The organism is Pseudomonas gozinkensis (genome assembly GCF_014863585.1).
Classification (GTDB): domain Bacteria; phylum Pseudomonadota; class Gammaproteobacteria; order Pseudomonadales; family Pseudomonadaceae; genus Aquipseudomonas; species Aquipseudomonas gozinkensis.
This window is the reverse complement of record NZ_CP062253.1, coordinates 2,462,657-2,481,936: the sequence shown is the minus strand read 5'-3', so window position 1 is coordinate 2,481,936 and position 19,280 is coordinate 2,462,657. Positions and strand designations below refer to the sequence as shown.

The 19,280-nt window shown below is 59.8% G+C and carries 21 protein-coding genes and 1 pseudogene; 11 read left to right on the top strand and 11 right to left on the bottom strand.

What is annotated here, in order from left to right:
- Positions 1-42 precede the first annotated feature (42 nt).
- Positions 43-1,326 carry an NAD(P)/FAD-dependent oxidoreductase gene (locus tag IHQ43_RS11160; protein ID WP_192564377.1) on the top strand — a complete coding sequence of 428 codons (1,284 nt, stop codon included), beginning with the start codon at positions 43-45 and terminating at the stop codon, positions 1,324-1,326.
- Positions 1,327-1,489: 163 nt separating this feature from the next.
- Here IHQ43_RS11160 and IHQ43_RS11155 read toward each other — a convergent pair whose 3' ends face one another.
- A complete protein-coding gene (locus IHQ43_RS11155; protein ID WP_192564376.1) occupies positions 1,490-2,275 on the bottom strand; it encodes a DeoR/GlpR family DNA-binding transcription regulator in 786 nt (261 codons plus the stop codon).
- Between the two features lie 309 nt (positions 2,276-2,584).
- Between IHQ43_RS11155 and IHQ43_RS11150 the strand changes: the two genes are divergently transcribed.
- From IHQ43_RS11150 to IHQ43_RS11140, 3 genes are read left to right on the top strand one after another with little or no spacing between them, the layout of a single operon-like run.
- Complete coding sequence (locus tag IHQ43_RS11150) at positions 2,585-3,220, top strand: hypothetical protein (RefSeq protein WP_192564375.1); 636 nt, start codon at positions 2,585-2,587, stop codon at positions 3,218-3,220.
- A complete protein-coding gene (locus tag IHQ43_RS11145; RefSeq protein ID WP_192564374.1) occupies positions 3,217-3,738 on the top strand; it encodes a hypothetical protein in 522 nt (173 codons plus the stop codon). The genes IHQ43_RS11150 and IHQ43_RS11145 overlap by 4 nt, the downstream gene beginning before the upstream one ends.
- A 30-nt stretch (positions 3,739-3,768) precedes the next feature.
- Positions 3,769-4,650, top strand: a complete 882-nt coding sequence (locus IHQ43_RS11140; RefSeq protein ID WP_192564373.1) for a glycoside hydrolase domain-containing protein — start codon at positions 3,769-3,771, stop codon at positions 4,648-4,650.
- Positions 4,651-4,847: 197 nt separating this feature from the next.
- Here IHQ43_RS11140 and IHQ43_RS11135 read toward each other — a convergent pair whose 3' ends face one another.
- A complete protein-coding gene (locus IHQ43_RS11135; protein WP_192564372.1) occupies positions 4,848-5,741 on the bottom strand; it encodes a LysR family transcriptional regulator in 894 nt (297 codons plus the stop codon).
- A gap of 84 nt (positions 5,742-5,825) precedes the next feature.
- Between IHQ43_RS11135 and IHQ43_RS11130 the strand changes: the two genes are divergently transcribed.
- Positions 5,826-6,602, top strand: a complete 777-nt coding sequence (locus tag IHQ43_RS11130; RefSeq protein WP_192564371.1) for an NAD(P)H-dependent oxidoreductase — start codon at positions 5,826-5,828, stop codon at positions 6,600-6,602.
- Between the two features lie 42 nt (positions 6,603-6,644).
- Here the strand turns inward: IHQ43_RS11130 and IHQ43_RS11125 are convergent, their stop codons facing one another.
- On the bottom strand, positions 6,645-7,160 hold the full coding sequence (locus tag IHQ43_RS11125; protein WP_192564370.1) for a transporter suffix domain-containing protein: 516 nt from the start codon (positions 7,158-7,160) through the stop codon (positions 6,645-6,647).
- A 129-nt stretch (positions 7,161-7,289) separates the two neighbouring features.
- Here IHQ43_RS11125 and IHQ43_RS11120 point away from each other — a divergent pair, with 129 nt between their 5' ends.
- Genes IHQ43_RS11120 through IHQ43_RS11110 form a run of 3 tightly spaced genes read left to right on the top strand, consistent with a single transcriptional unit; the run spans position 7,290 to position 10,960 of the window.
- Positions 7,290-8,843, top strand: coding sequence for an efflux transporter outer membrane subunit (locus IHQ43_RS11120; RefSeq protein WP_192564369.1), 1,554 nt, complete (start codon positions 7,290-7,292; stop codon positions 8,841-8,843).
- Positions 8,836-9,933 (top strand): HlyD family secretion protein, encoded by a 1,098-nt coding sequence (locus tag IHQ43_RS11115; RefSeq protein ID WP_192564368.1) that lies wholly within the window; start codon positions 8,836-8,838, stop codon positions 9,931-9,933. The genes IHQ43_RS11120 and IHQ43_RS11115 overlap by 8 nt, the downstream gene beginning before the upstream one ends.
- Positions 9,923-10,960 (top strand): DUF2955 domain-containing protein, encoded by a 1,038-nt coding sequence (locus IHQ43_RS11110; RefSeq protein WP_192564367.1) that lies wholly within the window; start codon positions 9,923-9,925, stop codon positions 10,958-10,960. The genes IHQ43_RS11115 and IHQ43_RS11110 overlap by 11 nt, the downstream gene beginning before the upstream one ends.
- Positions 10,961-10,978: 18 nt before the next feature.
- Here the strand turns inward: IHQ43_RS11110 and IHQ43_RS11105 are convergent, their stop codons facing one another.
- The 5 genes from IHQ43_RS11105 to IHQ43_RS29520 all read right to left on the bottom strand — a co-directional run bounded on the left by IHQ43_RS11105 (position 10,979) and on the right by IHQ43_RS29520 (position 13,951).
- Positions 10,979-11,992, bottom strand: coding sequence for an AbrB family transcriptional regulator (locus tag IHQ43_RS11105; protein ID WP_192564366.1), 1,014 nt, complete (start codon positions 11,990-11,992; stop codon positions 10,979-10,981).
- A 28-nt stretch (positions 11,993-12,020) separates the two neighbouring features.
- Complete coding sequence (locus IHQ43_RS11100) at positions 12,021-12,443, bottom strand: HD domain-containing protein (RefSeq protein WP_192564365.1); 423 nt, start codon at positions 12,441-12,443, stop codon at positions 12,021-12,023.
- Between the two features lie 15 nt (positions 12,444-12,458).
- Entirely contained in the window at positions 12,459-12,848 is a 390-nt protein-coding gene (locus IHQ43_RS11095; protein WP_192564364.1) for a hypothetical protein, read from the bottom strand.
- A gap of 201 nt (positions 12,849-13,049) precedes the next feature.
- A complete protein-coding gene (locus tag IHQ43_RS11090; RefSeq protein ID WP_192564363.1) occupies positions 13,050-13,463 on the bottom strand; it encodes a hypothetical protein in 414 nt (137 codons plus the stop codon).
- 62 nt (positions 13,464-13,525) lie between these two features.
- A complete protein-coding gene (locus IHQ43_RS29520) occupies positions 13,526-13,951 on the bottom strand; it encodes a hypothetical protein (protein WP_007957073.1) in 426 nt (141 codons plus the stop codon).
- Between the two features lie 371 nt (positions 13,952-14,322).
- Here IHQ43_RS29520 and IHQ43_RS29795 point away from each other — a divergent pair.
- The 3 genes and pseudogenes from IHQ43_RS29795 to IHQ43_RS11075 all read left to right on the top strand — a co-directional run.
- A pseudogene (locus tag IHQ43_RS29795) lies at positions 14,323-14,547 on the top strand (ash family protein); the annotation flags it as partial.
- 6 nt (positions 14,548-14,553) lie between these two features.
- The gene (locus IHQ43_RS29515) at positions 14,554-14,841 is read left to right on the top strand and encodes a fructose-bisphosphate aldolase (RefSeq protein WP_244142251.1); all 288 of its coding nucleotides are present in this window, start codon (positions 14,554-14,556) and stop codon (positions 14,839-14,841) included.
- A gap of 262 nt (positions 14,842-15,103) precedes the next feature.
- On the top strand, positions 15,104-15,289 hold the full coding sequence (locus IHQ43_RS11075; protein ID WP_192564360.1) for a hypothetical protein: 186 nt from the start codon (positions 15,104-15,106) through the stop codon (positions 15,287-15,289).
- A 164-nt stretch (positions 15,290-15,453) separates the two neighbouring features.
- Here the strand turns inward: IHQ43_RS11075 and IHQ43_RS11070 are convergent, their stop codons facing one another.
- The 3 genes from IHQ43_RS11070 to IHQ43_RS11060 all read right to left on the bottom strand — a co-directional run bounded on the left by IHQ43_RS11070 (position 15,454) and on the right by IHQ43_RS11060 (position 19,188).
- The gene (locus IHQ43_RS11070; protein ID WP_011333561.1) at positions 15,454-16,002 is read right to left on the bottom strand and encodes a cupin domain-containing protein; all 549 of its coding nucleotides are present in this window, start codon (positions 16,000-16,002) and stop codon (positions 15,454-15,456) included.
- Between the two features lie 359 nt (positions 16,003-16,361).
- Positions 16,362-17,645 carry an NAD(P)/FAD-dependent oxidoreductase gene (locus IHQ43_RS11065; RefSeq protein WP_108561094.1) on the bottom strand — a complete coding sequence of 428 codons (1,284 nt, stop codon included), beginning with the start codon at positions 17,643-17,645 and terminating at the stop codon, positions 16,362-16,364.
- Between the two features lie 52 nt (positions 17,646-17,697).
- A complete protein-coding gene (locus IHQ43_RS11060) occupies positions 17,698-19,188 on the bottom strand; it encodes an aldehyde dehydrogenase (RefSeq protein ID WP_007957097.1) in 1,491 nt (496 codons plus the stop codon).
- Positions 19,189-19,280: the final 92 nt, after the last annotated feature.

Sequence of the window (19,280 nt, the reverse complement as noted above, 5' to 3'; positions counted from 1 at the left end):
CCCACAGGGTCCGTGCACCGACTCCCGAATCTGGACACTGAAATGACTGAACGCAGCAATTCCTACTACACCGCGACCCTCAACCGCGACACCGACTACCCGACCCTGCAAGGTCGGCACAAGGTCGATGTGGTGATCATCGGCGGCGGTTTCACCGGCGTTGCCACGGCCGTGGAACTGGCCGAAAAAGGCCTGAAAGTCGCCATCGTCGAAAGCCACAAGATCGGCTGGGGCGCCACCGGGCGCAATGGCGGTCAGGTCACCGGCAGCCTCTCCGGCGACGGCGCGATGCGCAAACAGATGCGCAATACATTGGGCGATGAGGTCGATGATTTCATCTGGCACCTGCGCTGGCGTGGGCACGAAATCATCAAGCAACGGGTCGAGAAGTACGCGATCGATTGCGACCTCAAGCACGGCCATTTGCACGCGGCGTACAAGCCGAGCCACATGGCCGGTTTGCGCAGCGACCATGACGAAGCCGTGCGTCGCGGCATGGGTGATGAAGTCAGCCTGCTCGACCGCAGCCAGGTGCGCGATCTGCTGCAAAGCGACCTTTATCACGGCGCAATCAAAAACACCCGCAACATGCACCTGCACCCGCTCAACCTGTGCATCGGCGAGGCCCGGGCGGCGGAAAGCCTCGGCGCGCTGATCTTCGAAAACAGTGAAGTGCTGGAGATCATTCACGGCGACAGCCCGGGCGTGCGCACCGCCCACGGCCGGATCGACGCCAATCAAGTGCTGCTGGCCGGCGATGTCTACCACAAGCTTGAGCCGGGCCAGCTCAAGGGCAAGATCTTCCCGGCCATGGGCGGCATCGTCACCACCGAACCGCTGGGCGATCTGGCAAAGCAGATCAACCCCGAGGACCTCGCCGTTTACGACTGCCGCTTCGTCCTCGATTACTACCGCCTCACCGCCGACGGCCGCCTGCTGTTCGGCGGCGGCGCCAACTACAGCGGCAAGGACTCACGGGACATCGCCGGCGAACTGCGGCCGTGCATCGAACAGACCTTCCCGGCGCTCAAAGGCGTGAAGATCGACTACCAGTGGAGCTGCGCGATGGGCATCGTCATCAACCGCATCCCGCAGCTGGGCAAGCTCTCGGACAACGTCTGGTATTGCCAGGGCTACTCGGGCCACGGCATCGCCACGACCCACATCATGGGCGAGATCATGAGCCGGGCGATCACCGGGCAGATGCAGCAGTTCGACACGTTTGCCGCGTGCTCGCACATTCGCGTGCCGATGGGCGATCTGCTGGGGAATCCGATGCTGGCGGCGGGCATGTGGTACTACCAGATGCTGGAAAAACTGCGCTGATCGATCTTTTGACTGCATGCTGGTTTATGCATTGGGTCGACTGGCCTCTTCGCTGGCAAGCCAGCTCCCACAAAGTCCGCGGTGTACCTTAGTTTTGAATACTCCTAGGACACTGTGGGAGCTGGCTTGCCAGCGATAGTGCCATCAGCGTCACCACAAAATCTCAGTCAGGCAACTGCTCCACCTCAATCCCCAACCGCCGATAGTCCTCGACACTCCCCGACGCCACATGCCGTTCGGTGATCAGCGTGTGCAAGCGCTCGCACGGCGCCACCACAAACGGCTCCACCGCGCCGAGCTTGTCCGCCGTGGTCACGGCAATCACCCGCGCCGCGCAGTCGAGCAGCGCCTGCTTGACCGGCACTTCATCGAAATGCAGCGAGGTGATGCCCACCTCCGGATGAATCGCGCAGACCCCGGTGATCGCCAGATCCGCCTTGATCCCCGACAGCAGCCGCAGCGCCTCATGACCGCCGGCCGACATGGTTTTCGGATTGAGCTGCCCGCCCGCCAGAATCACCTTGATGCCCGAGTATTCGGACAACGCAATCGCCGTCATCGGTGAGGCCGTGACCGCCGTGAGGCTGATGTCCCTGGGCAACGAGCGCGCCACCTGCAACGAGGTGGAACCGGAGTCGAACATCACCGTTTGCCCATTCCGAATCTGCTGCGCCGCCAACTGCGCCAGACGAATCTTCACCTCGTCGATCTCGTCCAGCCGGGTGAAGTAATCCTTGCCGGTGTCCTTGGGCCTCGGCAGCGCGCCGCCGTGTACCCGCTGCACCAGTCCGGCGGTGTCCAGTTCGGCCAGATCGCGGCGGATGGTGTCTTCGGACACGGCAAAATGCTGGCTCAACTCGGACGCCATGACCTTGCCGTCACGTTCAAGGATCAAAAGGATTTTCTGCCGGCGCAGGGAAGGAAGCTCGGAAGCGGAATGATCGTGCATGGTTTTGCCTGTTTGTGCTTGTCATTGCAGGTTTCCGAGATTAGCCAAAGGATGGTTCGGACACAAGTACGACGATTCAACATCGAATGGGAGGTTGGATACTTATTTCAATTGCTGATAAAACAGAAGGAAAACAATAAAACAGCAACTTAACGTCTCACAAACAAAACACTTTACGTAACAACCACGAGACACTGTTTCGAACTTATTACATCATCGAAAATATTTAACCGAACGCCATTGACTGCTGATGGATCCAAGTCTAAACCCACAAACAACACTCATCACTTTCTTCATGGAGATGAAGTCGTGAACGATATCGAGCCATCTGAAATTGTCATTACCCACCCACCGGAAGCTCACAAAATCCGGAACACTCAAGCTTGGCAAACATATATTTGGCTAGGCGCAGGAAGTGGACTGTTCCTGATACTTGTCCTTCTGCTGACATTTGTTGCTTATACCGTTTCCAAACTGGTAGATATCATGGCTCTCAGGGGGCAGGATGATTTGGCCTTCATCTTCTCAACGATTGCACTTATCGACCTGACACTACTCAGACTCCTGGCGATTCTGGTCGGTGCAGCCATCGCATTCGCCGGCCTCGCTGTCTCCTTTTTCGCCCATGAAAAAGCAACCGGGTTATCAGGTGAATTGCATCAATCTCCTTCGGCTTACGCCAAGGCCGCATTGTCGGCGTACTCACCTGGCATCGTCGGAGTGATCATTGGCGCCGTCATCATTGTTACTGCGGTCCTGGCCACGATCGAACATTCCTACAAACCACCCGTAAAAACGTTTTCCGTCAGGCCCCTGGCAGAAACATCGGCCAGCGACAACCGTGCAACGTCTGCGGTAACCGGCAATCCGGGTTTCGTCAGCAAAGAAAAAATGCAGGAAAGGCTCAAGCAGGAAAATGCAGCAAACGGGAGCAAGGCACCATGAATCGCTTACTGTTTTTTTTCCTCGGAGCCCTGCTGTCACTCATCAATCAAAACGTTGTGGCAGAAGACGCCGAAAATGAGGCTGGCAACGCCGTTATACCGTGCAATGGCGCTGTCGCAGCGGTCGACAAAATCGTCGAGAAGGTCACCCACACGCAAAACCCTGATGCCCAGCGCGCTTATGCTCAATCTATTATCTTCATCAGTGAATTAACTGAGGAATGTACTGAGATTGCAAACCGCAAAGTCGAAGCGGAAAACGTTATTGCCCATACAAAAACATTGAATCTGGATGATTTCGCAAAGACTTATAACGCACTTTGCCCAAATGGCAAATGTGCGATTGACATTACTGAAGACAGCGACCCGATCACTGTGACCGGCCACCAAATTCCCGATTACAACTTGAAAATCGACAACATTTACAAAAACACAAAAGATATAAAAAACTCCCTGATACAAAACAACTCATTGCAGAAACCCCTTTCGCAGGGAGCAACCCTTCAACAAGCACATTAGAACCAGGCTGATCAATACAAGGAGCCCGCCATGCTCGTCATAGACACCCCCTACAACACCACGAGAAAACTCCAGTGTCTGGCGAAAGAAAACGTCGGCACGGTCATCCGTTACTACAACTTCAGTAACTCGAAAACCTTTCCCGAAAAATGTCTGACGCTGATCGAAGCGCAATCAATCTGCGCCCAGGGCCTGAACATTGTGGTGGTGTTCCAGCAACGACAAGACAGTGCCGAAGATTTTTCACACAGCAAAGGCTACGAAGCCGGACGAAGAGCTTATCGCTATGCACTCAACGACATCGGGCAACCAGCAGGTTCCGGCATTTACTTCTCAGTGGACTTCGATGCCAGCAACAAGGAGATCACCAGTGCGATCATCCCGTACTTTCAAGGCGTAGAGCAGGCGTTCAACGAGTTATCAAACAATGCGCCTGCCTATGCAGTCGGCGTTTACGGTTCGGGAGCCACCGCCAGCGCCTTGAAGAACGCAAACGTGTGCTCGCTTGTCTGGCTCGCCATGTCACCCGGCTTTCGCGGCACAAAGGACGCAATCAGAAACGGCGACTATCACATTCAGCAAAAAGCACCATCAGCGAAATTGTGTGGTCTGGACCTGGATTACAACCTGATCAACAGCGAGACCCCGGATTTCGGTGCCTTTGTCATTCCAGTCGAAGCACAGTCGGCAAGCCTTGCTCATTGGACCGGTACTCATGAAGTCGTGTCTCGCAACAGCCTGCGCCTTAGAGGTGGGCCCGGCACGAACTATGACGTCATTGGCAACCTGAAATCCGGCCAGCACGTCAGCGCAAGCCCGGTCAGTTCAGAGTGGTCGAGTATCGATCTGGAAGGCGACGGGCGTATCGATGGTTTCGCGGCCTCAGCCTACCTGCGAGAGCTTTCTCTTTGACCTGGGAGGCCGTGCCCGACACCTGATATCAATCATCTCGATCATTGGAATCACGAAGGCGAATTTCAGGTTTTCCGTTGAACTGTTCAGAATGGCCCCACTTTCAAAAGGACCAGGATGAATACCCCATGAACCTCAATTTCGCTTTCGCCTGCATGGTCGTTGTGTCGTTCGCCATCGCGCTCGGGCACGCCTGATCAGACCGATGCCGCCAGATGCTCGCGAAACCATTTGTGCGCCGGGTCGCGGTGCGAACGCTCGGCCCACAGCATGGCCATTTCGTAGCCCGGCACTTCCAGCGGCGGCTCGACCACTTGCAGCGCGGCATTGCCGCGCGCCAGCCGTGACGGCAGCATCGCCACCAGATCGGTGCTGGCCAGCACCGACATCAGCAACAGAAAGTGCGGCACCGACAGCACCACGTTTCGCGTAAGCCCCACCTCCGCCAGCGCCTTGTCCGTCACCCCGAAGAAACCTCCGCCTTCCGGCGACACCAGCACATGCTCCAGCTCGCAGAACTGCGCGCGGGTCGGCTTGCGTTGCAGTTTCGGGTGCCCGACGCGACCAGCCAGCACATAACGCTCGGTGAACAGCGCACGCCGGTGCAGTTCCAGCGGCGCGTCCTCGCTGGTGTGCAGCGCCAGATCGATCACACCCTGCTCCGCCTGCTTGACCAATTGCCGAGGCGACAGATCGAGCACCGCCAGTCGCGTGCCCGGCGCCTGACTGCGCAGCCCACCGAGGGCCGGCAGCAGAATGGTCGATTCGCCATAGTCCGAGGCCGCGACTTTCCAGGTGTGGGTCGCCTGCGCCGGGTCGAACGGACTGGCCGGTGCCACCGCCCGCTCCAGCGCTTCAAGCGCCTCGCGCAACGGTTCGCGCAATTCATCGGCCCGCGCCGTCGGGCGCATCCCACGGGGTCCCGGCAGCAACAGCGGATCGCCAAAAATCTCCCGTAACCGGGCCAGGTGCACGCTCACCGATGGCTGCGACAGATGCAGCCGTTGCGCGGCGCGGGTGACGTTGTGCTCGGATAGCAGCACATCGAGGGTCAGCAGCAGGTTGATATCCAGCCGTCTCAAATTATTCATGGCTATACCAGACATATCAGACATTCATTTCCAATATACCTGCCGGGCGCCGATCCTGCTGTCACTCAGCAATGGAGCCTCACCATGAATGTGTTACTGGTCTACGCCCACCCCGAACCGCAATCGCTCAACGGCGCGCTCAGAGACTTCACTGTCCAGCGCCTGGAAGCCGCCGGCCACACCGTGCAGGTTTCCGACCTCTACGCGATGAATTGGAAAGCCAGCCTCGACGCCGACGACAGTTCCGGCCGCGACAGCACTCGCCCGTTCGACGCCTCCCTCGATTCGAAACTCGCCTTCGAACAAGGCCGCCAAGCCGCCGATATCGCCGCCGAGCAGGCAAAACTGCTGTGGGCCGACACCCTGATCCTGCAGTTTCCGCTGTGGTGGTTTTCCATGCCGGCGATTCTCAAGGGCTGGGTCGAGCGCGTATACGCCTACGGATTTGCCTACGGTGTCGGCGAGCATTCGGATTCTCGTTGGGGCGACCGTTATGGCGAAGGCACCTTGAAAGGTAAACGGGCGATGCTGATGGTTACGGCCGGCGGCTGGGAATCGCACTACAGCCCACGCGGGATCAACGGTCCGATCGATGATCTGCTGTTCCCGATTCATCACGGAATTCTGTATTACCCCGGCTTCGAGGTGCTGCCGCCGTTCGTGGTGTATCGCACCGGGAAGATGGACGAGGCGCGGTTTGCCAAGACGTGCGAAGAACTGGGCGCGCGGCTGGATGAGTTGTGGAGTACGCGGCCGATCGGATTTCGGCGGCAGAATGCCGGGGATTACGAGATTCCGGCATTGACCTTGAAGGACGATATTGTGCCGGGCAGCGAAGGCTTCGCCGCCCACCTCAAATAGCCTCCCACCTCAAAATACAGGGGGCCCGGCCCCCTGTATTTTTTATTCCACCACTACCCGCGCCTTGCGCACGAACAGCGCATGCACCTTGTCCCAGAAATTGCCGCCCAGCACGAAAAAGCTGCCGATGAACATCAAATCGCCCAGCGCCTGCATCTGCCAGAGGTTGGGCCGCACGCCCGGGAAGAAGTTGTCGAAATAGGGTTCCAGGAAAGACGACAGCAGCGGCAGGCAGAACATCACCACGCCGATCTTGTGGCGCATCGGGCTGACTTCGGCCACCGGGGTCGGAATCACGCCGGAGATATAGCGGCCGATCGTGCGTTTGAGCTCGGCGAACCCGGCCTTGCCCATCACCGCGATCACCAGCAGCAACAGCACTTTATTACTGATGAACAACACCCCGGTCAGCGCCGCGACTTTCGAGCCCGGCACATCGAGGGCGGCGGCAATCGGCACCATCAGCCACGAACCGAGCATCAGGCAGATGATTGCCACGCCGACCTTGAAACGCCAGCTGGCGCTGGTCGGGGCAAGCGGTTCTTGAGCAGTGTCCATGGCTTCCTACCTTTTCGTCGGGGGCGGTTCAGGGGAGTTCGCCTGAAAAAGCGTAGCAGCTGATTGCTTCGATCAACCGGCAATCTGCGGTCTATGCTCCAGTGACATTTCCCGCTGGGGCCTCCCGGTATGCCTGCAACGCCAGCCCTGCTGATCCGTCCCGGCCACCTGCTGCTGCTCGGTGCGCTGAGCCTTGGTGGCTGCCTGCGGCTGGGCCCGGATTTCCAGCCGCCGGCCGAGGCCTGGAGCAAGCAATGGCAAAGCCCGGCGCTGGAGCAGGCCAGCGAACGCGGCACGCTGCCGGATCTGCGCCAGTGGTGGCAGGTGTTTGCCGATCCGGTGCTCGACCGTTTGATCAGCGACGCCGAAGCCCGCAACAGCAGCCTGAAAATCGCCGGCCTGCGGGTCCTCGAAGCCCGCGCGCAACTGGGCATCGCCGACAGCGGTCGCTACCCGCAACTGCAACAGGCCAGCGCCGACAGCCTGTACATCGACCGCCACCAGTCCGGCGGCAACAACCCGCAGGACTTGCACTTCTGGCAGCACAGCGCCGCGTTCGATGTCGGCTGGGAACTGGATTTCTGGGGCCGCTTCAGCCGTGCCATCGAGTCCGCCGACGCCAGCTACTTCGCCGCCCAGGCCAACTACGAAGACGCCCTCGTGCTGCTGCGCGCTCAAGTGGCCGACACCTACTTTGCCCTGCGCACCACCGAAGCCCGGCTGCGGGTCGCCCGGGAAAACGCCGCCCAGCAAAAGCGTAACTTCGAGATCACCGAAAAACTCTTTCGCAGCGGCCAGACCGCCGAACTCGACCTGCAACAGGCCAGAACCCAATACCTCGGCACCCTGAGCAGCATCCCGGCGTTTGAAGATCAATTGCTGCGCACCCGCAACGCGCTGGCGGTGCTGGTCGGCCAGCCGCCCGGTGGCGCGGCGTTTCTGGCGGAGCAACCGGGGCTGATTCCGCTGGTGGATCGCGCCGTGTTGCAGGACGTTCCGGCGAACCTGCTGTTGCGCCGTCCCGATGTGCGCGCGGCGGAGCTGAACGTTGCCGCGCAATCGGCGCTGGTCGGCGTGGCCGAAACCGATCTGTATCCCTCGCTGACCCTGCTCGGCAGCATCGTCTGGTCCAGCGACACCCTCGGCGCCACCCCGCGCAGCCTCGACCTGATCGGCGGCCCGAGCCTGCGCTGGAACCTGTTCGACTACGGCCGCATCCACAACAACATTCGCGTGCAGGATGCGCGCCTGCAGCAACTGATCGAGGCCTATCGCGACAAAGTCCGCCAGGCCGCCCGCGAAGCCGATGATGCCGCCAGCGGCCTGACCAAAGCGCTGGAACGCGAGCGCATTCTCGGCGAGGCGGAAGGTGCGGCGCGACGTTCGCTGGTGCTGGCCAACACTCAATATCGCGAAGGTTATTCAGACTTTCAGCGGGTGCTCGACGCCCAGCGTGCATTGCTGGAGCTACAGGACAACTATCTGGTCAGCCGCAGCAATGCCGTGAGCAATCTGATCGCCCTGTACCGCGCCGTCGGCGGCGGCTGGCAAAGCGCCGGGCCGCAGATCGATCAACCGACCCGGCAGCAGATGCAGCAGCGCACCGACTGGGGCGATCTGCTGAGCGCCCCGCCGCCCCAACCGACCTATCCGATTCCCTCGCAGGTAGACCGCCATGAGTGATGAAGCGCCGCCGGATCCGGCGAAAAAAGGCATCCGCTGGGTGCTGCTGGTGATTGTGCTGAGCCTGATCTGGTATCTGCTGGCCGACCGAATCACGCCGTATACCCAGCAAGCGCGGGTCGGCGCGTTCGTGATCCCGGTGGCTTCGGAAGTCGCGGGCCGGGTGATCAAGGTCAACGTGCGCAACAATCAGGACGTGCAGGCCGGCGACATTCTCTTCGAGCTCGACCCGCAGCCGCTGCAGATCGCCGTCGACCGGGCTCGCGCCGATCTGGAAAACACCCGTCGCACGGTCGGCGCCGGTACCGCCGGCATCGCTTCGGCCCAGGCGTCGTTGCGTGCGGCCCAGGCCAATGAACTCAAAACGCGCCAGGACAATCGACGGCTGGAAGGCTTGTATAAAGAAGATCCGGGCACGGTGTCCGTAAGGCTTCTGGAAGTCTCCCGGGCCAATCACGAGGCCGCCGCCAGCCAGGTCGCCGCTGCCCGGGCCGAAGTACTGCGCGCGCAGGAGCAGGAAGGCGGCAACACCGACACCAACGCCAAACTGCTCAGCGCCACCGCCACACTGGCGAAGGCCGAACTGGATCTTGCCAACACCCGCATCGGCGCACGCTCGGCGGGGCTGATCACCGACCTGCGCACCGATGTCGGTCAGTTCGCCGCCATCGGCAGTCCGGTGATGACGCTGATCACGATCCAGGACGTGTGGGTCAGCGCCGACCTCACCGAAAACAACCTCGGCCGGATCAAGCCCGGCACGCCGGTATCGATCATCCTCGACGCCCTGCCCGGCGAAGTGCTCGACGGCCGGGTGCGCAGCGTCGGTTATGGCGTCAGCGTCGGCCAGGCGCCGCCGCCCGGCACCCTGCCGACGATCCAGAACAGCCGCGACTGGCTGCGCCCGGCCCAACGTTTTCCGGTGATCATCGAGTTCAGCGAAGAGGCGAAAAAGCGACTGTTCGAGAGCCGTTCGATTCGCGCTGGCGGGCAGGCGGAAGTCATGGCGTTTCCCAGCGAGGGCAATCTGCTCAATCCACTCGGGCGGGTGTTTGTCTGGCTGATGAGCTGGCTGAGCTATGCCTACTGAGCGGCCTATTGAACGCAGCGTCCCGGCGCAACGGGCATTGCGCCTGGCCTGCGGCACAGCGTTGTGCACCGCCGCCAGTTACGGCCTCGCCTTGCCGCTGTCGTTTCTGTCGCCGGTACTCGCGGTGTTGCTGCTGGCCAGCATGCCTCGACCGTTGCCAGTGAAAATGGCGCTGGTGCTGACGTTGGTCGCCGCATTCACCACCAGTCTCGGGTTGTTGCTGGTGCCGTTGCTGCGTTATTACCCGGTGTGCGGCGTGCTGCTGATCGGCGTCGGTCTGTTTCTGGTGTTCACTTACGGCCTGCGCGGCGGCAATGTGCTGATCATGACGTTCCTGGTGATCGGCATGACCATGATCTCCGCCGCCGGTTTTGCCTCTTTCGAGCTGGCCATGGCGGTGATCGGCGCGCTGGTCAAAGGCCTGTTGCTGGCCGTCATCATCGTCGGCCTGAGCCACGCCCTGTTCCCGGAGCCGGCCAACAGCCCCGCGCCACCACCCGCTCCAGCCCTGCCCGCCGAAGACGTGCCCCGCGTGGCGATGCGCGCAACATTGATCGTGCTGCCGACCTTTCTGCTGGTGCTGATCGACCCCGCCAGCTACCTGCCGATCATCCTCAAAGCCGTCAGCCTCGGCCAACAAAGCACCACCACCCGCACCCACCATGCCGGACGCGAATTGCTCGGCTCAACCTTGCTCGGCGGACTGCTGGCGGTGCTGTTCTGGTGCGGGTTGAGCCTGTTCGTGCACCTGTGGATGTTCTCTCTGTGGATGCTGCTGTTCGGGCTGTTGGTGGCGCGCAAACTCTATCGGCTGCACCCGACACAACTGACCCCGGGGTTCTGGCTCAATACGCTGATCACCATGATCATCCTGCTTGGCCAATCCGTTGAGGACAGCGCGGCGGGCAAGGACGTTTACACCGCGTTTGCGGTGCGCATGGGGTTGTTCATTCTGGTGACGGTTTATGCCGGGGTGATGATGCATTTGCTGGCGTCACATCGGGAGAGTCGTCAGGGACTGACCTGACGACCGCACGCCGATTTATCAAGCGTCCTCCCGCACCCGCCGCATCTGAACCAAAAGCGCTGGCGCAAAATGCAGCACCACCATCCGCGCCAAATGGTGAGTCAGGATAAACACCACATTCATCCCGCCGGCGAACGCGACAATGGCGATCGTTTCGATGGCCCCCGGCATGTAGGCGAGCCACAGCGACAACGCATCGCTGCCCAGCAATCGCGCGGCCGCCAATGCAAAAAGCGCCGCTACCAGGATCATCAAACCAACCGACACCAACGCCGTGCGGCCGTGGCGTCCCAGTTCCGCGAGGCCGAGCCCCTGGAACCGCGAGCCGATTCGCACACCGAGAATCAGCGCCGCCAGATTCAGGCTCCAGTCCGGCATGTGAAAACCCTGCAGCCACCCTGATTTCACGAACACGGCGGTGATGATGATTGCCGTCAACATGAACGGCGCCGGCACGCCAACAGCCAGCAGCAAACGCCCGACCACCACGCTCAAACCGATCACCGACAGCACGGTCAGCGCCATGCCCGTGGACAGTGGCTCGGCCACGGCAACCGGCGCCGCGCCGGGAATCAGCAAACTCACCAGCACCGTGATCAGCAGCAGCCGCATCAGGTGCACGATGATCACCTTGCTCGACGCCTGATGCGATTCCAGCAAATCAAACACCGCCGCGAGCGCGCCCGGATACACCGCCAGCAAGGCATCCGTGCGATTCCACCCCGCCCCGCGCGCCAGCCACAAAGCGGAAAGAGCCACCTGTGCCGTCAGACACAGCAGCAAGATGCCGAGGCTCGGCAACATCGTCGAGACGGTCGCGCTGTCCCAAGCTTCGAACATCAACCCGGTGGCGATGCCCAGCGTGACCTGGATGTAGCCCAGGCCATAGGGCGTCGCTGGCGCGAATTTGAATTTGGTGACGACCAGTGCCGTCACAAGAATCGAGCCCAACAGCAAACCGTGGGGCACACCTTCGAACTGCAACAGCGCGCCGAAGCCGGCAGCAATCAACAAACACAGAATGGATTTCATGGTGGCCTTCCTGGCTATGCAAATTGAGTCAGGCGCGCAACCGTCCAATCGCCCGCCGATATTTTTCGATCCGCTCCAGATCCTCCCAACTCGGCGAGGCAATCCGCGACAGGTCGCTGTTCTCTTCCAGATCCGCCAGTTTCACCACCCGCCCGATCGGGTTCTGCGCCGCGCGCTCGACGAAGTCCTCGTAGGATTCGCCGGGCACTTTGGTCACCGATTCGATGGCGGACAAAACGGCTTCGCTGAAGCCTTCCTTGCGCAAATCCTCCAGGCTGATGCCGCAATCCTCGACCACATCGTGAAGCACCGCGACGATGCGCTCTTCCAGGCTGCTCATGCGCAACATGACTTTCAGCGGATGCAAAATGTACGGCGCACCGCCCTTGTCCACCTGCCCCGTGTGGGCTGTGGCGGCAATGGCGATGGCGCGTTCCAGAGTCTGGGTCATCGGCGTTTCCTCTGATTAGGCGCCGTACCGGCCGCTGATATAGAAATAGCGCTTGAACCAGCGCCCAATCGCCTGCAAACGCCCGGTCGGTTGCACCGGCTCGGCGTACCGCTGAAGGATCAGCGAAACCAAATCATCCTGACTCTCCCTCGGATGAGCATCCAGCAACTCGACCACCCAAGCACATCCGGCCTTCTTCAAATGCTCACGCCATTCACCGGGCCAGCCATCCAGCTCATCCAGCGCCAACCACCGCGCACCGCCCTGCTCGACATGCCCGCCGCCAATCGATTGCTCGAAACAGAACGGTGTCGCCGGGCGGGACAGGTCGATGCTGAAGATGTAGATGTCCTGGGTTTTGTGCTGCGGCGTGGGGGCGTTGTTGTGGCTGCCGATGTGAATCATGCGCGGTTCCGTCCGTGGGAGAGGCGTTACAACTTGTTTCGCAGTCTACGACGTGGTGCCGATGGGGGGAACCTTTGGCGATGAGCCGGGGCGTGGCAAGTGAAAAGTTTGACTGGGCAGTCCGGGAATTTCGTTTCAGTCGCCCACAAAAAAGGGACACCGTTGGGTGTCCCTTTTTGCGTTTGGAATGAGGCCGATGGATCAGCGTTTCATGGCTTCACACTGGTTGCGCAGATCCCCATCGCCGATGCTCGCACAGCTACTGCCCTGCTTCGCCTCACAGAAGGAGCGTTTGTCACGATCCTGGATACTCGCGCATGAACCGCCTTTCTCCCCTTCGCAAGCGGTGCGCAGATCGTAATTATCGATCGAGGCACAACTACTGCCCTTCCTGGCGTCGCAATAGGCGCGCTGGTCACGATCCTCGATACCAGCGCATGAACCGCCCTTCTCCGCTTGGCAGGCCATGCGCAAATCGTAATTGTCGATGGAATAACAGCTGCTGCCTTCCTCCATGGCCTGGCAATAATTGCGTTTGTCTGGGTCAGTGATGCTGGCACAACTGGCGGAAACGTAACCGCTGAACAGCAACAACATCGCAAGAATCAGTTTCATCTCACACATCCTTGAGCTTGCCGGGAAACAGCCTGGCACTGAGTAAAGCAATCAAAACCAGATCAGCGCTTCATGGCCTCACACCGCGTACGCAAATCATGATTGTCGATGTTTCCGCAACTACTGCCGCCCGTGGTGGCATTGCAGTAGGCACGCTGGTCATGGTCATCGATGTTGCCGCAGGAACTGCCACCCTGCTCCGCGTTGCACCGAGCACGCAGGTCATGATCATCGATGTTGCCGCAACTGCTGCCGCTCTGTTTGGCGTTGCAGTAGGCGCGCTGGTCATGGTCGTCAATGTTGCCGCAGGAACTGCCGCCCTGCTCCGCGTTACACGCCGCCCGCAAATCGTGATTATCGATATTGCCGCAACTGCTGCCGCTCTCCCTCGCATTGCAATAGGCACGCTGATCGTGGTCATCAATGTTGCCGCAACTGGCAAAGCTGTAGCCGCTGAACATCAACAACATTGCGAGTAATAGTCTCATCACACACTTCCATGGTTGACCAGGAACCAGCCTGGCACTGCTTGAGCCGATGAATGAGCGTCGCGACACGCCATCAAATTGACATCGGTTTTGAGGAAAGTTCCGGGGGGTGGAATGTGTGATGGTTTTTTTGATCTGAAAACGCTGTAGGAAATTACTCTACGTAGTGAGGGTACTTGTTCTTGCGGGGCTGCGAAGCGGGCCGAAATCTGGCAAGTCGTTTTCCCCTGTTACTCCGTAGCCCTTGATTTACGCCGGTTGCGCCGCCGAACGAGAGTGATCTCTCTGGCCAGACGTGGTGATTTTGCGTCCTACAGGCTGATTGCGATGGTGGGGATCCGTGCCTAGAGTGGGTCTGTCGCTGAACGAATTTGGCGATAGGGTTTCGCAGCCCTGACGATACGTGTAGTAACCTGACGCCCCCAAAAACGGTGGCGGTCGCAATAGCGTCCGACAACCGCGCAATGGTGGCTGTGTGTGGGAGATCTTCGGGTCTGCCGGGTTCCTCGTATCCTCGGTCTGCGAACCCGCACATGGCTACCACCCTTCGACTCGCAGCGAGCGGCAGTAGCTCTTCTCACGGATACGAGGAAGCTTTACTTATGCCAACGGATAAACCGCTCCGCAGATACGCGAACATGTCCCACCCCGCCACTGACCTGCCCGTCATGTTCATTGATGCCGACGCGCCATTGCGCGACCTGCATGCATGTGCCAGTGAGCGTCTCAACGCAGTTCTCAAATACCTGGATCTGATGACCTGCATCCACCTCCCCGATCACGCCGAGCATGACATCAACACCGTCACCACCATCGCCAGACTCATGGTGCAAGACGTAAGTGATGTGTTCCGAGTTATAGAGCAACGAGGGGTTGATGTTCCTGGGTAGAACATTTGAAGGTGACAGATTCACACAAATAGATCTGTCACCTTTTCTGCCTTTTCTGAAAGCAATTTCACCGCTGGACAGTACTCATTAAATTAAAATTGAAATCTTAAAACCCGCCCAACCATTACAAACAACTCTAAAAACCTGCCAGTTCTAACAGGTGGCACGTTGCGTCTTTTAGACGAGTCTATCTTGGCGAGTGACTTCCACATCTCGCTTAACGGTATACACAACCATAAATATCGAAGCAAAGGGACTTACCATGAACATCAAACGAAAATCGACCCTCCTGCCCGCATTGTTTATTGTCATTAGTGGCATGAGCTATGCAGGCCTATCGATGGCTAGCTATGCAAAAGCCACTCCTACTGTAGGAGGACAAAAAGCCATCTATGCTGAAGATTGTACAGAAAAGGATAAAATCAACGGACAATGTACTAAGAAATAACATTCGACTTACAGATAATTAAAGAGAAACCGCACTTCTGCGGTTTCTTTTTAATAGCATAAAAACATGGCTGACTTAAAAAAATCAAAGCCTTACCCTGACATAGGGACCCGAATTACAATATAGCCAGCCACAACTTAATTCTCGTAACGGGCATCGAATAATCAAAAATTCGCCGGCGTATTCGCACTAATAATCTCCGCCTCATCCGCCCCGATATTCCGGAACTTGTGCGGCAGCGTCGTCGGAAAGTAATACCCATCCCCCGCACTCAACACGCTCACCTGCCCATCCACCGTCAACTCGACCGTGCCACGGGTCACCAACCCGCACTCCTCACCTTCCGCGTGAACAATCGGCTCTTCCCCGGAACTCGCACCCGGCGCGTATTGCTCGCGCAGCAAGCGCATCTGGCGGCTGGGGACCGAGGCGCCGATCAGGAGCAGGCGCAGGCCGTGGCGGCCGAGGTCGGGTTGTTCGTTGGCGCGGAAGACGTATTGGTGTTCGCGCGGGGGCTGGTCGAAGGTGAAGAAGTCGGCCAGGGACATCGGGATGCCTTCGAGCAGCTTTTTCAGTGAGCTGACGGAGGGACTGACACGATTCTGTTCGATCAGGGAGATGGTGGCATTGGTCACGCCGCTACGCCGGGCCAGCTCGCGCTGGGAGAGTTTGTAGCTTTCGCGTACTAGTTTGAGTCGAGAACCCGTATCCATGACAGCCTTATGTGAGAACGACTTAAGGGCGATGGGGGTGGGTGGCGGGTGCCGCGCAGGTCGCGCGGATCACGTTGCTCCCGTGTCCCGGAACCGTGAAAGGCGGCTATTAAATCACGTTTGTTGGCGTTGCTCAGCAGGTTCGATGGACGGTGGGTGAAAAGAGCCTGCTGGGGGTAATTGCGGGTCAGACACAAGACCTGTGGGAGCGAGCTTGCTCGCGAATGGGCTGCACATTCAACATCCCTTTTGCTGATAGGCCGCTTTCGCGAGCAAGCTCGCTCCCACAGGGTTTGTGGTGTTGCCGGTCATGTGAAAAAACCGGCGGCGCCTGTGCGGGGCGCCGCCGGCGAGGTAAATCAGATGCCGAAACGGTCGCGCAGCGAGTAGTACACGGCGCCGAGGGCGGTCAGTGGCGCGGAGAAGGTGCGGCCGCCGAGCATCGGCATGTGTGGCAGGGAGGCGAAGGCGTCGAAGCGTTCGGCGTCGCCGCGGATCATTTCCGAGATCAGTTTGCCGGCCAGGTGCGAGCAGGTGACGCCGTGGCCGCTGTAGCCCTGCATGTAGTAGGCGTTTTTCTCGATGCGGCCGAATTGCGGCATGCGTGACATGGTCAGCAGGAAGTTGCCGGTCCAGCGGTAGTCGATTTTCACGTCCTTGAGCTGCGGGAAGGTCTTGAGGATCTTCGGGCGGATCAAGGTTTCGATGTCGTCCGGTTCACGGGCGCCGTAGACCACGCCGCCGCCGTAGAGCAGACGGTTGTCGGCGGTGAGGCGGTAGTAGTCGAGCAGGTAGTTGCAGTCTTCGACGCAGTAGTTGTTGGTGATCAGGCTGCGGGCCTGTTTTTCGGTCAACGGTTCGGTGACGCAGATCTGCGAACCGCACGGCATGCTCTTGGCCGTCACACGGTTGTCGAGACCTTGCGGCAGGTAGGCGTTGCCGGCGATCAGCAGGTACTTGGCGCGGACCTGGCCTTTGGCGGTGCGCACGACGTTGGGCTCGCCGTATTTGATTTCCACCGCAGCGGACTGCTCGTAGATCTTGCCGCCCAGACGCACGATGGCCGCGGCTTCACCGAGGGCCAGGTTCAGCGGGTGGATGTGGCCGCCCTGCATGTCCAGCAGACCACCGACGTAGGCGTCGGAACCGACTTCGCGGCGGATGTCCGCAGCGTCGAGCATCTTCAGGTTTTTATTGCCGTAACGTTCCCAGCTACGCTTTTGTTCGGCGAGTCCCTTGAGCTGTTTGTTGTTCATCGCTGCGAAAATGCCGCCCGGGCGGTAGTCGCATTTGATGTCGTATTCCTTGATGCGCGAACGGATGATGTCGGCGCCTTCGAAGATCATGCTGCCGAGGATTTCGGCGGTCTTGTCGCCGTAGCGTTCTTCGATCACATCGACGTCGCGGCTGTAGGAGTTGACCAGCTGACCGCCGTTGCGACCGCTGGCGCCGTAGCCGACTTTCGCCGCTTCCAGCACCGTCACCTTGTAGCCGGCTTCGCTCAGGAACAGCGCCGAGGACAGGCCGGTGTAGCCGGCGCCGATGATGCAGACATCGCACTCCACCGACTCTTCGAGGATCGGGAAATCGATCACTTCGTTGCGGGTGGCGGCGTAGTAGCTGTTCACGTGTTGTTGTTTCATTTTTTTATTCTCCGAGGGTCGCCGGTTGCAGGCGACCACCGCTGTAAAAGAGTCAGAGCTTGATCCAGGTCGCTTTCAGCTCGGTGTACTTGTCGAACGCGTGCAGCGATTTGTCGCGACCGTTGCCCGACTGTTTGAAGCCACCGAACGGCGCGGTCATGTCGCCGCCGTCGTACTGGTTGACCCACACGCTGCCGGCGCGCAGACCACGGGCGAAGGTGTGGGCCTTGCTCAGGTTGCTGGTCCAGACCCCGGCGGCGAGGCCGAAGATGCTGTCGTTGGCGATGTGCAGCGCTTCTTCAACGGTGTCGAAGGTGATCAGCGACAGCACCGGGCCGAAGATTTCTTCCTTGGCGATGGTCATGGCGTTGGTCACGCCGTCGAAAATCGTCGGCTCGATGTAGGTGCCGCCGGTTTCTTCGAGGGTGCGTCGGCCGCCGGCGATCAGCTCGGCGCCCTGCTCGCGGCCGATGCTGATGTAGCGCAGCACGTTGTCCAGTTGACGCTGATCGACCACGGCGCCGACGGTGGTCGCCGGATCCAGGGCGTGACCCGGTTTCCATGCTTGCAGCGCTTCCACCAGCAGCGGGATGAATTGCTCGCGGATCGAACGCTCCACCAGCAGGCGCGAGCCGGCGGTGCAGACTTCGCCCTGGTTGAACGCAATGGCGCCGGCCGCCGCTTGTGCTGCCGCACGCAAGTCCGGTGCGTCGGCAAACACCACGTTCGGGCTCTTGCCCCCTGCTTCGAGCCAGACGCGTTTCATGTTGCTTTGGCCGGCATAAATCATCAGTTGCTTGGCAATCGCGGTGGAGCCGGTGAAGGCCAGCACGTCGACGTCCATGTGCAGCGCCAGCGCCTTGCCGACGGTGTGGCCGAAGCCTGGCAAGACGTTGAACACGCCTTTCGGAATACCGGCATCCAGCGCCAGTTGCGCGATGCGGATCGCGGTCAGCGGGGATTTTTCCGAAGGTTTGAGGATGAACGAGTTACCTGCCGCCAATGCCGGGGCGAATTTCCAGCTGGCCATGATCAGCGGGAAGTTCCACGGCACGATGGCCGCAACCACACCGGATGGCTCGCGAGTCACCAGGCCGAGTTGGTCGTGCGGGGTGGCGGCGACTTCGTCGTAGATCTTGTCGATGGCTTCGGCGCTCCAGCGGATCGCGTTGGCGGTCGCCGGGATGTCGATGCTCATCGAGTCGCTGATCGGTTTGCCCATGTCGAGGGTTTCGAGCAGCGCCAGTTCTTCCTGGTGTTGCAGGATCAGGTCGGCGAAGCGAATCAGGATGCGCTTGCGCTCGGCCGGGGCCTTGTTGGCCCACACGCCGGAGTTGAAGGATTGGCGCGCGGCTTCGACGGCGAGGTTGGCATCGGCTTCATCGGTGCTGGCGACGGAGGCCAGGAAACGGCCGTCGACGGGGCTCAGGCATTCGAAGGTTTCGCCACTGATGGCCGGGCGGTATTCGCCGTTGATGAAGGCGCGGGATTCGAGGGTCAGGGACTGGAAGCGTTGTTCCCAGTCGTTGCGGGTCATGGTCATGGGGGTGACTCACACATAAGAATTAGTGACCGATATCCCTGTGGGGGCGACGGTGCGACGATTCGACTTGCTCGCGAATACGGTGGGTCAGT